This window comes from Nocardia sp. NPDC060255, assembly GCF_042727395.1.
GTDB lineage: Bacteria > Actinomycetota > Actinomycetes > Mycobacteriales > Mycobacteriaceae > Nocardia.
The window spans coordinates 88,317-105,245 of the sequence record NZ_JBHXAU010000003.1 but is presented as its reverse complement, the minus strand read 5'-3'; the positions used below and the strand labels follow the sequence as shown (position 1 = coordinate 105,245).

General features: G+C 68.2%; 17 protein-coding genes. 12 read left to right on the top strand and 5 right to left on the bottom strand.

Annotated features, from left to right (window positions below; translation table 11 throughout):
* Positions 1-16: 16 nt before the first annotated feature.
* The 5 genes from infB (at position 17) to ACFWF1_RS08740 (ending at position 6,610) form a co-directional block, all read left to right on the top strand.
* The gene (gene infB / locus ACFWF1_RS08760; RefSeq protein WP_379284589.1) at positions 17-3,055 is read left to right on the top strand and encodes a translation initiation factor IF-2; all 3,039 of its coding nucleotides are present in this window, start codon (positions 17-19) and stop codon (positions 3,053-3,055) included.
* 97 nt (positions 3,056-3,152) lie between these two features.
* The gene (locus ACFWF1_RS08755) at positions 3,153-3,443 is read left to right on the top strand and encodes a DUF503 domain-containing protein (protein WP_357378586.1); all 291 of its coding nucleotides are present in this window, start codon (positions 3,153-3,155) and stop codon (positions 3,441-3,443) included.
* Between the two features lie 24 nt (positions 3,444-3,467).
* Positions 3,468-3,911, top strand: a complete 444-nt coding sequence (rbfA, locus tag ACFWF1_RS08750) for a 30S ribosome-binding factor RbfA (protein WP_379284588.1) — start codon at positions 3,468-3,470, stop codon at positions 3,909-3,911.
* A gap of 13 nt (positions 3,912-3,924) precedes the next feature.
* Positions 3,925-4,926 carry a bifunctional oligoribonuclease/PAP phosphatase NrnA gene (locus ACFWF1_RS08745; protein WP_379284587.1) on the top strand — a complete coding sequence of 334 codons (1,002 nt, stop codon included), beginning with the start codon at positions 3,925-3,927 and terminating at the stop codon, positions 4,924-4,926.
* A gap of 268 nt (positions 4,927-5,194) precedes the next feature.
* A complete protein-coding gene (locus ACFWF1_RS08740; protein WP_379284586.1) occupies positions 5,195-6,610 on the top strand; it encodes an MATE family efflux transporter in 1,416 nt (471 codons plus the stop codon).
* Positions 6,611-6,654: 44 nt separating this feature from the next.
* Here the strand turns inward: ACFWF1_RS08740 and ACFWF1_RS08735 are convergent, their stop codons facing one another.
* Entirely contained in the window at positions 6,655-7,059 is a 405-nt protein-coding gene (locus ACFWF1_RS08735; RefSeq protein ID WP_379284585.1) for a hypothetical protein, read from the bottom strand.
* 217 nt (positions 7,060-7,276) lie between these two features.
* Between ACFWF1_RS08735 and ACFWF1_RS08730 the strand changes: the two genes are divergently transcribed.
* The 3 genes from ACFWF1_RS08730 to truB are packed head-to-tail and all read left to right on the top strand — an operon-like array spanning position 7,277 to position 9,858.
* Positions 7,277-8,233, top strand: coding sequence for a metallophosphoesterase family protein (locus tag ACFWF1_RS08730; protein WP_379284584.1), 957 nt, complete (start codon positions 7,277-7,279; stop codon positions 8,231-8,233).
* Positions 8,234-8,284: 51 nt separating this feature from the next.
* Entirely contained in the window at positions 8,285-8,953 is a 669-nt protein-coding gene (gene npt, locus ACFWF1_RS08725) for a 4'-phosphopantetheinyl transferase Npt (RefSeq protein WP_379284583.1), read from the top strand.
* A complete protein-coding gene (truB, locus tag ACFWF1_RS08720) occupies positions 8,953-9,858 on the top strand; it encodes a tRNA pseudouridine(55) synthase TruB (protein WP_379284582.1) in 906 nt (301 codons plus the stop codon). Before npt ends, truB begins: the two co-directional genes overlap by 1 nt.
* 364 nt (positions 9,859-10,222) lie before the next feature.
* Here truB and ACFWF1_RS08715 read toward each other — a convergent pair whose 3' ends face one another.
* Positions 10,223-10,831: a TetR/AcrR family transcriptional regulator gene (locus ACFWF1_RS08715; RefSeq protein WP_379284581.1), complete on the bottom strand. Its 609-nt coding sequence runs from the start codon at positions 10,829-10,831 to the stop codon at positions 10,223-10,225.
* Positions 10,832-10,973: 142 nt separating this feature from the next.
* Between ACFWF1_RS08715 and ACFWF1_RS08710 the strand changes: the two genes are divergently transcribed.
* Together ACFWF1_RS08710 and ACFWF1_RS08705 are read left to right on the top strand one after the other, a co-directional pair.
* A complete protein-coding gene (locus ACFWF1_RS08710; protein WP_379284580.1) occupies positions 10,974-11,387 on the top strand; it encodes a DUF4345 domain-containing protein in 414 nt (137 codons plus the stop codon).
* Positions 11,388-11,586: 199 nt separating this feature from the next.
* Positions 11,587-12,009 (top strand): EF-hand domain-containing protein, encoded by a 423-nt coding sequence (locus ACFWF1_RS08705; protein ID WP_379284579.1) that lies wholly within the window; start codon positions 11,587-11,589, stop codon positions 12,007-12,009.
* 183 nt (positions 12,010-12,192) lie between these two features.
* Here ACFWF1_RS08705 and ACFWF1_RS08700 read toward each other — a convergent pair whose 3' ends face one another.
* From ACFWF1_RS08700 to ACFWF1_RS08690, 3 genes are read right to left on the bottom strand one after another with little or no spacing between them, the layout of a single operon-like run.
* Complete coding sequence (locus ACFWF1_RS08700) at positions 12,193-12,882, bottom strand: GntR family transcriptional regulator (protein ID WP_379284578.1); 690 nt, start codon at positions 12,880-12,882, stop codon at positions 12,193-12,195.
* Complete coding sequence (locus ACFWF1_RS08695; RefSeq protein WP_379284577.1) at positions 12,869-13,600, bottom strand: maleate cis-trans isomerase; 732 nt, start codon at positions 13,598-13,600, stop codon at positions 12,869-12,871. The genes ACFWF1_RS08700 and ACFWF1_RS08695 overlap by 14 nt, the downstream gene beginning before the upstream one ends.
* Before the next feature lie 15 nt (positions 13,601-13,615).
* On the bottom strand, positions 13,616-14,356 hold the full coding sequence (locus tag ACFWF1_RS08690; RefSeq protein WP_357378607.1) for an Asp/Glu/hydantoin racemase: 741 nt from the start codon (positions 14,354-14,356) through the stop codon (positions 13,616-13,618).
* Positions 14,357-14,442: 86 nt separating this feature from the next.
* On the opposite strand from ACFWF1_RS08690, the gene ACFWF1_RS08685 reads away from it, so the two are divergent.
* Both ACFWF1_RS08685 and ACFWF1_RS08680 read left to right on the top strand, forming a co-directional pair.
* Entirely contained in the window at positions 14,443-15,408 is a 966-nt protein-coding gene (locus ACFWF1_RS08685; protein WP_379284576.1) for a D-2-hydroxyacid dehydrogenase, read from the top strand.
* Between the two features lie 93 nt (positions 15,409-15,501).
* Entirely contained in the window at positions 15,502-16,902 is a 1,401-nt protein-coding gene (locus tag ACFWF1_RS08680) for an amidase (protein WP_379284575.1), read from the top strand.
* Positions 16,903-16,929 lie beyond the last annotated feature (27 nt).

Sequence of the window (16,929 nt, the reverse complement as noted above, 5' to 3'; positions counted from 1 at the left end):
CTCAGTGAGGAGAGCAGTGGCAGGCAAGGCCCGCGTGCACGAGTTGGCCAAAGAACTCGGTGTCACCAGCAAGGAACTACTCGCACAGCTCAAGGAGCAGGGCGAGTTCGTGAAGTCGGCGTCCTCGACGGTGGAAGCACCCGTCGCGCGCCGGCTGCGTGAGTCGTTCGCATCCAAATCAGCCCCCGCGAACGGCACCAAGTCGGGATCACGCCCCGGCCCGTCCTCGTCGGCCCGTCCGGCCGCGAAGCCCGCAGGAAACGGTCCCCGTCCGGGGCCGCGTCCGCCGGCTCCCGCGCCCGCCCCGGCAGCGGCGGCTCAGCAGGAAACCGTCCGCGAAGCCCCGCGGACCAGCGAGGGACCGGCCGTGAAGCCGGGACCCGCAGCACGTCCGACCCCGGCTCCGGCCCCCAAGCCCGCCGCCGCCCAGGAAGTCGCACCGGCACCCGCCGCGGCGGCGTCTACCGAGGCGACCGCGAGCGCCGCGCCCGCGGCACCGGCCGGGCCGCGCCCGACGCCGAACGCCGCGCGTCCGGGTCAGCAGCAGCAGCGTCCCGGTGCTCCGGCACAGGGTTCGCCGCGTCCCGGTGGTTCGGGTCCGCGTCCGGGGCCGAAGACCCCGCGCGTCGGCAACAATCCTTATTCGTCGGCTCCCGAGCGTCCCGCGCCGCGTCCGGCCCCCGGTCAGGGTGGCCCGCGTCCGGGTCCGGCCCAGGGCGGTCCCCGTCCGGGTCCGGCTCAGGGTTCGCCCCGTCCGGGTACTCCGGCACAGGGTGGCTCGCGTCCGGCTCCCGGCCAGGGCGGTCCCCGTCCCGGCGGTCCGCGGCCGAGCCCCGGCTCGATGCCGCCTCGTCCTAACCCGGGTGCGATGCCGTCTCGTGCGGCACGTCCGGGCGGTGCCGGTGGACCCGGTGCCGGTCGTCCGGGTGGTCCCGGCGGTCGTCCCGGCGGCGGTGGCGGCGCGGGTCGTCCCGGTGGCGGCGGCGGTGGCGGTGGCTACCGCGGCGGCGGCGCTCCCGGTGGTGGCGCGGGTGCCGGCACGGGTGCGCCCGGTGCCGGTGGCGCTCCCGGTGGTTTCCGCGGTCGCCCCGGTGGCGGTGGCGGCGGTCGTCCGGGTGGTCCCGGTGGTCGTGGCGGAGCGGCCGGCGCGTTCGGTCGTCCCGGTGGCGCACCGCGTCGTGGCCGTAAGTCGAAGCGGGCGAAGCGCGCCGAGTACGAGAGCATGCAAGCGCCCGCCATCGGCGGCGTCCGGCTGCCTCGTGGCAACGGCGAGATCATCCGTCTCGCCCGCGGCGCCTCGCTCTCGGACTTCGCGGAGAAGATCGACGCGAACCCGGCTGCCTTGGTACAAGCCTTGTTCAACCTCGGCGAAATGGTCACCGCGACCCAGTCGGTGAACGACGAGACCCTCGAGCTGCTCGGCAGCGAGATGAACTACGTCGTGCACGTGGTCAGCCCGGAGGACGAGGACCGCGAGCTGCTGGAATCGTTCGACCTGACCTACGGCGAAGACGCGGGCGGCGAAGACGATCTCGAGCAGCGTCCGCCGGTGGTGACCGTCATGGGTCACGTCGACCACGGTAAGACCCGACTGCTGGACACGATCCGTAAGGCCAACGTCCGTGAGGGCGAGGCCGGCGGCATCACCCAGCACATCGGTGCCTACCAGGTGATGACCCACCTCGGCGAGAACGACCGCCTGATCACCTTCATCGACACCCCGGGTCACGAGGCGTTCACCGCCATGCGTGCCCGTGGTGCGAAGGCCACCGATATCGCGATCCTGGTGGTCGCCGCCGACGACGGCGTCATGCCGCAGACGGTGGAGGCGATCAACCACGCGCAGGCGGCCGACGTGCCGATCGTGGTGGCGGTCAACAAGATCGACAAGGAAGGCGCGAACCCGGACAAGATCCGGCAGCAGCTGACCGAATACAACCTGGTGGCCGAGGAATACGGTGGCGACACCATGTTCGTCGACATCTCCGCGCGGGAGAACATCAACATCGATGCGCTCCTCGAGGCCGTCCTGCTCACCGCGGACGCGGCGCTGGACCTGCGGGCGAACCCGGACATGGACGCGCAGGGTGTGGCCATCGAGGCGCACCTCGACCGCGGCCGTGGCCCGGTGGCGACCGTGCTCATCCAGCGCGGCACGCTGCGCGTCGGCGACTCGATCGTGGCGGGCGACGCCTACGGTCGCGTCCGGCGCATGGTCGACGAGCACGGCGAGGATGTCATCGCGGCGCTGCCGTCGCGGCCGGTCCAGGTCATCGGCTTCACGTCGGTGCCCGGTGCCGGTGACAACCTGCTGGTTGTCGACGAGGACCGGATCGCTCGCCAGATCGCCGACCGCCGCAACGCACGCAAGCGCAACGCGCTGGCCGCACGCAGCCGCAAGCGGATCAGCCTGGAAGATCTGGATGCCGCACTGAAGGAGACTTCGGAGCTCAACCTGATCCTCAAGGGCGACAACTCGGGTACCGTCGAGGCCCTCGAAGAGGCGCTGCTCGGTATCCAGATCGACGACGAGGTGCGCCTGCGGGTCATCGACCGCGGTGTCGGTGGTGTCACCGAGACCAACGTCAACCTGGCGTCGGCGTCGAACGCGATCATCATCGGGTTCAACGTCCGGGCCGAGGGCAAGGCCACCGAGCTGGCCAACCGCGAAGGCGTGGACATCCGGTACTACTCGGTGATCTACCAGGCCATCGACGAGATCGAGAAGGCCCTCAAGGGCATGCTCAAGCCGATCTACGAAGAGGTCGACCTGGGCCGGGCGGAGATCCGCGCGATCTTCCGTTCGTCGAAGGTCGGCAACATCGCCGGCTGCATGGTGCTCGAGGGTTCGGTCAAGCGCAACGCCAAGGCGCGCTTGCTCCGCGACAACGTGGTGGTCGCCGAGACGGTCACGATCTCTTCCTTGAAGCGGGAAAAGGACGACGTCACCGAGGTCCGTGAGGGCTTCGAATGCGGTTTGACGTTGACCTACAACGACATCAAGGAAGGCGACATCATCCAGGCCTACGAGCTGCGCGAGAAGCCGCGCGACTGAGTTCACTCGCCGCACGTCACGCCGGGTACCCGCCCGGCGTGACGTGCGGGATGAGTTCTCGAAAGCTCGGGCCTGTTCGACACAAAGAGGTGCGTAGTTGTTCCTGGGGGCACTCGAGTTCGACCTCCTGCTCGGAGACGTGCACTCGCTCAAAGAGAAGCGTTCGGTGATCCGGCCCATCCTGGCCGAATTGCAGCGCTTCGGGGTGAGTGCCGCCGAGGGCGGAGAGCAAGACCGCCATCGTCGTTCACTGCTGGGGGTGGCCCTGGTCAGTTCCGGTATGGATCACCTGACCGAGGTGCTCGACCGCTGTGAGCGGCACGTCGCGGCACGTCCGGAGTTACAGTTGCTGGCAGTGCGCCGCAGGATCTTCGGACCCGAAGACTAACTATCTAGTGAGGAAGGTTCAGCCATGGTGGATCAAGCCAGGGCACGCCGACTCGCCAAGCGGATCTCCTCGATCGTGGCCACCGCGATCGAGTACGAGATCAAGGATCCGCGGCTGGGTTTCGTGACCATCACCGACGCCAAGGTCACCGGCGATCTGCGCGACGCGACGGTGTACTACACGGTGCTCGGCGAAACCCTGGACGCCGAACCGGACTATCCGGGCGCGGCCGCGGGCCTGGAGAAGGCCAAGGGGGTGCTGCGCTCGAAGGTGGGTGCGGGCACCGGCGTGAAGTTCACGCCGACCCTGGCGTTCGTGCTCGACAAGGTGCCCGAGGTAGCCAAGGACATGGAAGAGCTACTGGCCAGAGCCAAGGCCGCGGACGAAGAGGTGGCGAAGGTGGCCGCCAACGCCAGGCACGCCGGCGACGCCGACCCGTACAAGGTCGAACGCGACGACGCAGAGTGACATGCGGTAGACGATGACGACAATGCGGGACGCGGTCGACCTCGAATCTGCCGTCGAGGCGTTGAACGCCGCCCGTTCGGTCACCATCGTCTGCCATGTACAACCGGACGCCGACACCGTCGGCAGCGGTCTCGCGCTGGCGTTGATCCTGCATCGGCGCGGGGTGCCGGTGTGGGTATCGTTCGCCGAACCGGCCGAGCTGCCCGAATCGATGCGGTCGCTGCCGGGTGTGCATCACCTGGTGGCGCCGGCCGACGTGCCCGCCGAGGTCGACCTGCTGATCGCGGTCGATTGCGGTAGCGCCGGACGGCTCGGTGCGCTGGTCGATCGAATGGCCGGGGCGGCAAAGACTTTGGTGATCGATCACCATCGCTCCAATGATCGGTTCGGCACGATCAATGTCGTCGACGCCGGTGCGGAATCGACGACCAGCCTGATCGTGCGGTTGCTCGACGTGTGGGGCGTGGCGATCGATCCCGAAGTGGCGCATTGCCTTTACGCCGGTCTGGTGACCGACACCGGCTCGTTCCGGTGGGTCCGGCCCGGTACCCACGAGCTGGCCGAGCGGCTGTTGGCCACCGGCATCGACGGCGCCGAGATCGCCAGGGCGCTGCTGGACACCCATCCGTTCGGGTGGCTGACCATGCTGTCCCGGGTGCTCGGCACCGCGCAGCTCGTGCCGGGGGTGCGCGGCGGCATCGGGCTGGTGTACGCGTTCGTGCGGCTCGATGACATCGCCGGGGTGAGTTCGGAAGAGGCGGAGAGTGTTATCGACATCGTCCGCACCACCTCGGAGGCGGGGATTGCTGCGGTGTTCAAGGAATCCAGTGCCGGAGGGGACCGGTGGACGGTGTCGCTGCGTGCGCGCGACAGTCGGCCGGGGGCGGATGACGGGGTGGACGTAGCGGAGATCGCGGCCGCGCTCGGGGGTGGCGGGCATCGGTTCGCCGCCGGGTATACGGCCTACGGGGCTGCGGACGAGCTTGTTGCTACCTTGCTGGCCGCGCTGGGTTGAGTGCTATCCGCATCCACACGATCGGCTCTGCGTGCACGTCACGGCGGCTTGGCGTCCGGCGGCATATCGCTGACGCCGCGCGTCCGCCTAAGCGATCTGCGAACAGCGACGGGGTGTGTGAAGTCGCTGGTCTGTCGGTGCCGCATGGCAGGGTAGCGGGAGTAGTCGCTGTCCGGCTTGCGGTGCCGAGGCACGATGATCGCGACCCGGCCGCTGTGCCGGGCCGGCGACCTGTTCGCGTGGGATGCGTTGTGGTGAGGGAGGTTTCATGAGCGGCACGGTGTCGACCGAGGGCGACCCGGCGGAGGGTGCTGCGCCGTCGACGGTTGCCACCGGTAACGCCGGCCTGGCGGCCGAGGCCGGGCCGGGACGGATACTCCGGCTCGCGGTGCCGACCCTCGGCGTGCTCGTCGCCGAGCCGATCTATCTACTGTTCGACCTCGCCGTGGTCGGGCGGCTCGGCGCGCTCGCGCTGGCCGGGCTCGCGGTGGGCGGATTGATTCTGGCGCAAACGAGTTCGCAGTTGACGTTCCTGTCCTACGGCACCACCGCGCGGGCCGCGCGCAGGCACGGTGCGGGCGACGAGCGCGGTGCGGTGGCGGAGGGTGTGCAGGCGACCTGGCTGTCCGTCGTGGTCGGCCTGCTGATTCTGCTGCTGGTTCAGCTCTTCGCGGTGCCATTGACCAGCGCGATCGCCGGTGGTGGCGACATCGCCGCCGAGGCGCGCGACTGGGTTCGGATCGCGCTGTTCGGGGTGCCGCTGATCCTGATCTCCATGGCGGGCAACGGGTGGATGCGCGGGGTACAGGAAACTCGTCGTCCGCTCATCTATGTCGTTGCCGGGCTCGGTGTTTCGGGTGTGCTGTGTCCGGTGCTGGTGCACGGGCTGCTCGGTGCGCCACGATTGGAGTTGCCCGGCTCCGCCGTCGCGAACGTGGCCGGTCAGCTGGTGATGGCCGGATTGTTCCTGAATGCTCTGGTGCGTGAGCGGGTTTCGCTCGCCCCACACTGGTCGGTGATGCGCGCGCAACTGGTCCTCGGCCGGGACCTGATTGTCCGCAGCCTCGCGTTCCAGGCCTGCTTCGTCTCCGCCGCCGCGGTTGCCGCTCGGTTCGGCGCCGCGTCGGTCGCCGCGCATCAACTGGTGCTGCAGCTCTGGAATTTCCTTGCGTTGACCCTGGATGCGCTCGCCATCGCCGCGCAGACCCTGGTCGGCGCGGCCCTCGGCGCGGGTGACGCACCCGGTGCCCGCGCGCTGGCCCGTCGTGTCACCGGCTGGTCCGAGATCTTCGCCCTCGGACTTGCCGCGTGCTTCGCCGCGGGCGCGGGACTGATCCCGAAACTGTTCACCGACGACCCCGCTGTGTTGGACCGCACCCACGTCACGTGGTGGTTCTTCGTGTGCATCATCCCGGTGGCAGGCATCGTGTTCGCCCTCGACGGCGTCCTGCTCGGCGCGGGTGACGCCGCCTACCTGCGCACCACCACGCTCGGTTCGGCCCTGCTCGGCTTCCTCCCGGCCATCTGGCTGTCGCTGGTCTTCGACTGGGGGATCGCCGGAATCTGGTCCGGCCTGGTCGCTTTCATGCTCCTCCGCCTGGTCGCCGTTTCCTGGCGAGCCTGGTCCGGCCGGTGGGCTCGCGTCGGCGCGGAGGTCCCCGGACACCTTCGAAGCTCCGGATAACTGACGAAACCCCGGACAGCGCCCGGGGTTTCGTGTGCAGCGAATCAGCTGTTGGTCAGGAAGCACTGGTCGTTCGGCAACGACTCGATCGTCGCGGCGGGCACCGTCACCTTGGCGCAGGCCAGCGTCGGGTACGAGCTCGGCGTATCGGAGCCGAGCGGGAAGTCGGCGCAGTAGGTGAGGGCCAGATGCTCGCCCGCGGCCAGCTGGCGGGTCAACGTGAAATCGGCGGGTGCGGGCTGCCTGGGGGACAGGATGTTCTGCCGCGGGTCGCCGTCGACCAGCAGCGTGCACTGCACGGTGCCGCCGATCAGGTCGGTGCTGATCCGGCTCGGCGTCGCGGTGAGGGTCTCCCCGGCTACCCGCAACGATGCGGTACTCGGCGGACTGATGGTTGCCCCGGCCAGACCTGGAACGGTGAGGCAGGCTGCCGCAGCCGATGATGCCACGACAATCCCTCGGAATGTGTTGCGTGCGATCATGTTCGAACAACATAGTGGGTCGTGCGCGCAGATTTGCGCGGGTTGCCTGTTCCGAGATAAATGCCTCATTGCAGTTTGGCCGAGCTCTTGATGGTTACTCGCAGCTGCGACGAACTCTCGTCGGCGGGCGACGCGCGGCGGGGTGGCGGGCGCGGATCGGGTCGGGTGTGCCAAGGTAGGTGTGGTGATACCCAAGTTGATGGCGGTGAGCGACATTCACGTCGGGCACCAGGGGAATCGGCCGGTGGTCGAGCAGATTCATGCCGACTCGCCGGAGGACTGGCTGATCGTGGCCGGGGACGTGGGGGAGAAGACCGACGACATCCGGTGGGCGCTCGAGCTGCTGCGCGGCCGGTTCGCCAAGGTGATCTGGGTGCCCGGCAACCACGAGCTGTGGACGACGGCGAAGGACCCGGTGCAGATGACCGGCGTCGCGCGCTACGACTACCTCGTGTCGATCTGCCGGGATCTGGACGTGCTGACCCCGGAGGATCCGTTCCCGGTGTGGGAGGGCGCGGGCGCCGAGCAGCACGGCGGCGCGGTGACGGTGGCCCCGCTGTTCCTGCTGTACGACTACTCGTTCCTGCCGAAGGGCGCCACCACCAAGGCGGAGGGGCTCGCCATCGCGCGGGACCGCAACGTGGTGGCCACCGACGAATACCTGCTCTCCTCGGACCCCTACCTCACCCGTGATGCCTGGTGCCATGCCCGCGTGCAGGTCACCAAGCGCAAGCTGGATGCGCTGCCGGAAGGCACGCCGCTGGTGCTGATCAACCATTTCCCGATGGTCCGCCAGCCCACCGACGTGCTGTTCTATCCCGAGTTCGCGCTCTGGTGCGGCACCGAACTGACCGCTGACTGGCACACCCGCTACAACGTGCTCTGCTCGGTCTACGGCCACCTGCACATCCCGCGCACCTCGCACTACGACGGCGTCCGCTTCGAAGAGGTCTCCCTCGGCTACCCCCGCGAATGGCAACGCCGCGGCCTCCCCGAACGCCTCCTGCGCCAAATCCTCCCCGCCCCGGAGTACCCGCCCGGCTCCCTGAACGACTGGGGAGGCCACTTCAAGGTCACCCCCGAAATGGAAGCCGCCGCCGCCGAGATGCGCGCCAAAGCCGAGCGGCGCCGCGGGGTCTGATCAAGCAGCGCCTTGGCAGGGGCGTGCGCGTTTCGTCTAGGCTCGTCGTCAATGATCGAGACAATTTTGCCCGCGGGTGTCGCGTCGGCTGAGCTGCTGGAGTATCCGGAGGACCTGAAGGCGCATCCGGCGGAGGAGCATCTCATCGCGAAGGCGGTGGAGAAGCGGCGCCGGGACTTCATCGGGGCCAGGCATTGCGCGCGGCTGGCGCTGGCCGAACTCGGTGAGCCGCCGGTGGCGATCGGCAAGGGCGAGCGCGGCGCGCCGATCTGGCCGCGCGGGATCGTCGGCAGCATGACGCACTGCGACGGATATCGGGCCGCGGCGCTGGGGCACAAGATGCGCTTCCGCTCGATCGGGATCGACGCCGAGCCGCATGCGGCGCTGCCCGAGGGTGTGCTGGATTCGGTGAGTCTGCCGCCGGAGCGGGAGTGGTTGAACACCACCTACTCCGGGCTGCACCTGGACCGGTTGCTGTTCTGCGCCAAGGAAGCCACCTTCAAGGCGTGGTGGCCGCTGACCGATCGCTGGCTCGGCTTCGAGGACGCGCACATCACCTTCGAGATCGAGGACAGCACCGAGCGGTCCGGCCACGGCACCTTCCACAGCGAGCTGCTGGTGCCGGGGCAGACCAATGACGGTGGGGTGCCGCTGGTTTCGTTCGACGGCCGGTGGCGGATCGCCGACGGGTTCATTCTCACCGCGATCGTGCACGTCTGATGGACGGTCTCGGCGGATTGCTGATCGTCGACAAGGGCAGTGGCATGACCAGCCACGACGTCGTCGCGAAGTGCCGGAAGCTGCTGCACACCAAGAAGGTCGGGCACGCGGGCACGCTCGACCCGATGGCGACCGGTGTGCTCGTGCTCGGCGTGGAACGGGCCACCAAACTACTCGGCCTGCTCACCCTGACCACCAAGGCGTACACCGCGACCATCCGCCTCGGCCAGGCCACCACCACCGACGACGCCGAGGGCGAGGTGCTCGCGACCGCTCCGGCCCTGCAGCTCGCGGATGCCGAAATCGCCGCGCACACAGCGAAACTCACCGGCGACATCGAGCAGGTGCCCGCGACCGTGAGCGCGATCAAGGTGAACGGCGAACGCGCCTACGCCCGGCACCGCGCGGGCGAAGAAGTGCAGCTGGCCGCCCGCCCGGTCACCGTGTCCCGCTTCGACATCCTCGCCCGCCGCGACGTCGCCGACGGCGAATTCGTCGACCTGGACGTGATCGTCGAATGCACCTCCGGCACCTACGTCCGCGCCCTGGCCCGCGACCTCGGCGCCGCCCTCGGCGTCGGCGGCCACCTGACGGCCTTGCGCCGCACCAGAGTCGGCCCGTTCACCCTCGAACACGCCCGCACCCTAGCCGAATTGGCGACAGCCGCCGACTCCGCCGCCCCCATGCTCAGCCTCGACATGGACGAGGCGGTACGAACCGCGTTCCCGCACAGGGAGATCGACGAATCCCAGGTCGACGACCTCCGCAACGGCCGCTGGCTCGACCCCATCGGCCTCCCCGGCATCTACGCCGCCCTAGCCCCCGACGGCCGAGCCATCGCGCTACTCCAGGAAACCGGCAAACGAGCCGCCTCCGTCATGGTCGTCCGCCCGTCGAACCTGTAGGCACCGTCGCGCATCGAGTCGAGTCAAATGGTTGCTATCGAAGATCAATCAGCGACCATATGACTCTATGCGTCTAGTGGGCCGTAGGTGCACGCTGCGCAGGGTGGGCTATGGCGTTGTTCCGGGTGGGAGAGTGCGGCGCGTCTGTGCTGGGCGTCCGCCGTCAACTGGGGAACTGAGCTTGATCGTGCAAAATCTGTTGCAGCACCGCGTTGTTCGACCGGACGGGTGGTGGTTTCGTGCATTAGTGGGAATGGGCCGTTGCTCGTGCGCACGCGTTCGGTGTCGTTGGCGATGATCGGGAGTGAAGTCACTGTCGGCAATTGTGGGTCGGGGCATGCGGTCGGATCGGATAGAGCGGTGACTACTGCGGGGTGGCAGTTGGTGGGAAGTCGGGGCCGAGGATGGGCTGTAGGGCGCCGAGTAGTGAGCCGATGCTTATGGCGAGGAGTTCGGGGCGGGAATAGTGGTGGTTTTCCAGCCATTCGACGGTCAGTATGCGCACGAAGGTGAGCCAGCTCATCAGGATCGAGGAGACCTGGGTTCGGGTGGTTCCTTCGACGCCGAGGGCATCGAGGAGGCGACGGCGCAGCTCGCCGAGTTCGCCGGCGATGATGGCCTGGATGGTGGGATCGCCCGCGAGGACTCGGTTTGCCGCGAGCACCCTGTTGGCGTTGGCCTCGAAGTAGTCGAAGTGGGTGTTGAGCCCGGCGGTCAGTTGCTCGGCGAGCGGGCTGTCGTTGTCGAGTGGCGTGGCGACCAATAGTTGTTCTGCCGCCTGCTCGTAGACCCCGGCGAAGAGGTCGCGCTTGCTCGGGAAATGGCGGTAGAGCAGGGCCCTCGACACTCCGGCTGCCGCGGCGACGTCCTCCATCAGTACCGCGTCGTAGGCGCGCTCGGCGAATAGTCGCGCGCCAGCTTCCAGCAGCACCTGACGGCGCTCGTCGGGGGACAGGCGGCGGCGAGTGCTCATCCCGAAAACTTTAGTTGACGTCTGTCTACTAAGCATCGTAGGGTCTTTTAGTAGACAAACGTCAACTTGCGCGCGGCAGCTGGTTGGAGTGGCGAATTCGCTGTCCGCCAGTAGGATTCGTCGCACACTGCGGAGGGGCAGCATGGCAACCGCACTCAAATGGCTTTCCATGACAATGGGTGTCGCCTGCGTCGCGATCGGCATCTTCCACCTGGCGGCGGGCATCGACGGCATCCCCGACATGGGCGACTCCGGCGTCACCGCCGACAGTCAAACCCGCTTCTTCGGCGCCATCTTCCTCGGCTACGGCGTCGCCTGGATCTGGGCGGGCCGCCAATCTCCGATCCCGTCCACCGTCATCCGCTGGCTCGCGGCCATCTTCCTGCTCGGCGCCGTCGGCCGCTTCATCTCCGTGGCCGTCTACGGCTGGCCGCACTGGTTCCAAATCGTCCTCACCGCCATCGAAGTAGTTCTCCCGCCGATCTACTTCTGGCTCGCCACTGCCGACGAAAAGCGCACCGCCACAACCCCGATGGCCGCCGGAACCACCGGCTGAGTCCCGCGGCGCGAGCGGTTCGGCGCCTGCGCGGTCGGCCAGCCGACTGCGCTGAACGGGCCCGGCGTTCGCGAAGTGCGGTTAGGGCGTCGGTCACGTCCCACTCGCGCGTCCGATGACAGCTGTGCTGCTGGGCGGCAACGGAATCCGTACAGTGTGGATTGGCCGTTCGAAGGGGCGGCAGTGGGAGGCAGTGGCAATGGGTGAACGACCGGTCGACACGTTCGAGCTGTGGGATCGGGACGGAGACGGGCTCGTCTCGGTCGCCGACATCACCGAGGGCATCCGGTCGCTCGGCCTCGAGGTCGATGACGAGGCCGTGGAACGAATGGTCGCCGCCGCCGACACCAACGGCGACTTCCTCGTCTCCCGAGTGGAATTCGATGCCGCGCTGGTCGGCGGCCGCATCGAGGTCACCGATGCCGACGCCGCCTTCAAGGTCTTCGACACCAACCAGGACGGCCGCATCTCCGTCGAAGAACTCGAATCCCTCATCCGCCACGTCGGCGAAGGCCGCATCGACGAACCCGCCGCCGACCTCCTGTCCGCCGCCGACGAAGACAACGACGGCTACCTCTCCCTCCCCGAATTCCGCACCCTCCTGACCTTCCTCTCCCGCTGACCGTCATCGAACGGGACATAGCGGCGGCGACACGCCGATTCGCCCGCCCTCATCTCCCGTTGGGCGATGGTGGGGTGTGCGTCGTCGTGGGATCGCTTGGCCGCCAGGTGAATCGGTTCGCCGAACGGGACGTGGTGGCGGCGACATGCCGGTAGCCGCGCCCTCATGTCCCGTTGGCGAGGTTCAGGGCTCGGTGGGTATGGAGAGCTGGGTGGTTCGGTCGGCGGCTATGGCGCGGACGGCGTCCTGCATGTGGTCGGTCAGTAGCTTGCGGGCGCGGGCGGCGGGGCCGGAGCCGATGGCGGTGCGCAGGTCGACGTGCTCGCGGGCTTGGTCGGTCAAGTCCGGGTTTGTTGTTTGCAAGGCGCCCAGGCACATTCGGGTCTCGATCAGTAGAGTGCGGGCGGCGCGGGCCAGGCGGGGACTGCCTGCGCTGTCTACCAGCGCGACGTGGAAAGCCTGGTCGGCGTCGGAAAGTCCAGCGGCGTCGCCTATTTCGGCGGCCGCGCACATCTGGGTGACGCTGTCGGCGAGTGCCGCGTAGGCGATCTCGCGGCGGCCGTCCAGGATCAGTTCCAGCGCACCGCCTTCGATGGCGGTCCTGGCCTGGTAGATGTCGACGACGTCGTCGATGGTGAGGTCGATGACGAAGATGCCGCGGTGGCGAATGCTGTGCAGCAGGCCCTCGGACACGAGTCGCTGCATCGCCTCGCGCACCGGCCCGCGCGACACGTCGAAGCGGGCCGCGAGGTCGGCCTCGCCGAGCTGGTCGCCCGGCGCGAAGCTGCCGCGCATGATCGCCTCGCGGAGCCGATCGGCGATCACCTCGGCCGTCGATTGTCTACTGACCGGCTCGATCTCAACGAGCGGCATGCGCGTGCCTTTCTGTGAACAGGGTGCCGAGGGCCGGGCAGGTCGCGGCGACGCCGGCCAGCCGCAGCCCCGCCCAGATGGTGACCTGGTTGGCGGTCAGTACCGGCTTGCCGAGGGCCGCCTCGAGTTCCGGCAGCACGGCAAGCGTATGCATGGCGGTATCGGGGATGAGCAGCGCCTCGGCCTCGGGGTGATCGTTGGCGATGGCCAGCTGCCGAACCTGGTCGGCGTCCAAGGTGCCGACCTCGGCGGCGGTGTCGATCCCCGCGCTGCGCATCGAGACCACCCGGATCCCGGCGTCGGCGAGGAATTCGACGAACAGTTCCGCGACGTCGTCGGGATAGCTGGCCGCGATGGCGACGGTGTGCACGCCGAGCGCGCGCACCGCGTCGACGAACGCGAGGCTGGTGCTGGTCGCGGGCACACCCGCGGCCGCGGCCAGCGCGTCGACCTGGTCACGCGCGCCGCGCGGCCCGTAGACGAAACTGCCTGAGGTGCAGGCCCATACGACGGCCTCGGGCGCATGCGGTGCGAGCAGTTCGGCCCCGTGTCGCAGCTTGTCCGGGCTGCCCAGGTCCAGCAGTTCGGGGATGGCGTGTAGATCGGTGCCATAAATATGCGCCACCGGCAGGCCCGCGCCGAGCGCGGCGGCGGCCAGCGGGTAGTCGTCCTCGGCCGCGTGATCCGGGTAGATGAAACCGATGGTGGGTGTCCGCATGTGTTGTTCTCCCGATCAGAAGACGTTCAGTAGCCACTTGCCCGGCCCCATCATCGGCAGCTTCATCCGGCCGAGGCAGGCCCACATGGTGAGCTGGTTCGCGGTGAGCACGGGTTTGCCGAGTGCCTGTTCCAGCGGCTCGATGACGTCGTAGGTTGGCAGGTTGGTACAGCTGACGAAAATGGCTTGGGCGGCCGGATCATCGGCGCCGACGATGCGTTCGGCGATGGTGCGGTAGTTGACTTTCCAGATGCCGCCGCCCAGCCCGAGATGGTCGGAGCGGATGACGCTGCAGCCCGCTTCGCCGAGGAAGTCGTGCAGCTTGTTGGTCAGGATCTCGTCGTACGGGGTGAGCACCGAGACCCGGCTGATGTCGAGATGCCGGATCGCCTCGATCAGCGCACCCGAGGTGGTGACCGCGTCCAAAGCCCCTGCCGCACAGATTGTTTCGCGCAACGATCGCTCATACTCAAGGCCCTTGATGAAGCTGCCCGAAGTACACAGGTAGGCAACCACTTCCGGTTCCACGTGCAGCACGTCGCGCGTCGCGGTGGTCAAATGCGCGGGGTTGGAGACCAGTTCGGCCATCGCCAAGGAGACCGGAACCGGTTCGTACGGCGTTCGGGCCAGATGGAGGCTGACCTCCATCGGCGCCCAACGCCAGAGCTCACGTTCGAGCGCGAGGTCGAACGGAGCGATGATGCCGATGCCCCGTTGTGCGACGGGGCCCTCGATATCCGGGAAGCTGAGTTCCACTACGGCCCCTCTCGCACTCAGCCGGGCAGACCTCCGAGCGGAGTCGGATTGTTGACAATCATACGATGCGATCTTAGTGTGTCAATGTGGAAACGGGCCCCATTGTCACCGTCCTGCACAGTGACCGCGTGCCCGAGGCGGAGCTGCTGGCCGCCGTGTCAGCTCGGGCGACTGTGCGCTACACCGAGGCCGCCGGTCTCGCGGTGGCGCTGCGCGGTGCCGACGTGCTGTTCGTCTACGACTTTTTGACCCGCGCGATCCCCGGCGCGTGGCCATCGGCCGACCGCCTGCAATGGTTGCACATGGGATCGACCGGGGTGGACCCGGCGATGTTCCCCGAACTGCGGGCCAGCGACGTCGTCGTCACCAACACGCGTGGCCTATTCGATACGGCCATCGCGGAATACGTGCTCGGGCAGATCCTCGGTTTCGCCAAGGACCTGCCCGGATCGCTGCGCAGGCAGCTGCGCCACGAGTGGGAGCATCGCGAGAACGAACGGGTCGCGGGCAGCACGGTTCTCATCGTCGGCACCGGCTCGATCGGACGTGCCATCGCGCGACTGCTGCGCGCGGCCGGGATGAACATTCGCGCGGTCGGGCGCCGAATGCGCTCGGCCGACCCCGATTTCGGCACGGTGGGCACCGACCTGCACGCCGAGCTACCGATGGCCGACTATGTGGTGGCGATCGCCCCGCTGACGCCGCAGACCCGGAACATGTTCGGTACCAGCGAATTCGCCGCGATGAAGCCGCACGCGAGGTTTGTCAACGTGGGCCGCGGGGAACTCGTAGTTACCGACGATCTGGTCGCCGCACTCGGCGCCGGATCGATCGCGGGGGCGGCGCTCGATGTGGTCGACCCCGAGCCGCTGCCGCCCGGCCATCCGCTGTGGGATCTGCCGAATGTGTCGATCACACCGCACAATTCGGGCGATTTCCGCGGCTGGCGGACCGATATCGTCACCGCGTTCGCCGAGAACTTCGACAACTGGATCACCGGCCGGCCATTACAGAACGTGGTCGACAAGGAGCTGGGGTACGTGCCCGGCTGAAGGAGCCCGTCTCATGAGCGAGCGTCAGCGAGCGAATCAACAACACAGCGCCCCGCGGGGCATGACGGAACCGAGCGCCAGCGAGGTGCAGGCATGAGCTACCCCGACATCACCATTCCCACCGATCCGGCGGCGATGACCGCCGTCCAGCTGGTCTCGGCGTACGCGGCGGGCGCGCTGTCCCCGGTCGAGGCGACCGAGGCCGTCCTCGACGCCATCGCGACCCGCGATCCGGACGTGAACGCGTACTGCCTGGTCGACCCCGACCGGGCGCTGGTGCAGGCGAAAGAGGCTGAGGCGCGCTGGCATTCGGGCCACGCCCGCGGGCTGCTCGACGGCGTGCCGATCTCTATCAAGGACATCTTCCTCACCGAGGGCTGGCCGACCAGGCGCGGATCCACCTCGGTGGATCCTGCCGGCCCGTGGACGGTGGACAGCCCGGTCGCGGCCCGGCTGCGCGAGGACGGCATGGTGTTCCTCGGCAAGACGACGACGCCCGAGATCGCTTGGAAGGCCGTCACGGACAGCTCGCTGACCGGCATCACTCGGAACCCGGTTGACCCGACGACGACGGCGGGTGGCTCCTCCGGCGGGAGCGCGGCCGCTGTCGCGGGCGGTATGGGCCCCGTCTCGGTGGGCACCGACGGTGGTGGCAGCATCCGTATTCCGGCATCCTTCTGCGGCATCGTCGGTTTCAAGCCCACGCACGGCCGGATCCCGCTGTACCCGGCGAGCCCGTTCGGTCCACTCGCACATGCCGGGCCGATGACGCGAACCGTCGAGGACGCCGCGCTACTGATGGACATCCTGTCCCTGCCCGACCCTCGCGACCCGACCAGCCTCGCCCCGACCCTTACGACCTTCCGCGGACAGGTGGTGCGCGAGGTCCGCGGCCTCACCGTCGCCTACTCACCGACACTCGGCTATGCCACAGTTGATCCCGAGGTCGCCGAACTCGTCGATGCGGCCGTACAGCAGCTAGCCGACGCCGAATTACGCGTAGTCGCAGCCGATCCCGGCTTCACCGATCCCCGCGAGGCCTTCGAACTATTGTGGGCCGCGGGTGCCGCCACCATGCTGTCGAAGTTCCCCGAGGGTTCGCGCGAACGAGTAGATCCAGCACTACGCGAGGTCTGGGCCCAAGGCGACGCCATCCGCGCCGTCGACTACCTCCACGCCCGCAACGTAGCCGCCGAAATCGGAATCACCATGGGCGCCTTCCACACCGCCTACGACGTCCTCATCACCCCGACAATGCCGATCACCGCCTTCGAAGCGGGCCACAACGTCCCACCCGGCAGTGGCCAGACAACCTGGCCCCAATGGACCCCATTCACCTACCCGTTCAACATGACTCAGCAACCAGCCATCAGCATCCCCGTCGGCACCACGAAAGACGGCCTCCCCGTTGGCATGCAAATCATCGGCCCCCGCCACTCCGACGACCTGGTCCTCGCCGTTGCCCGCTACGCCGAACACATACTGACCCCGTAACCGACCGAAGGCGCCCTTCACCCGCCC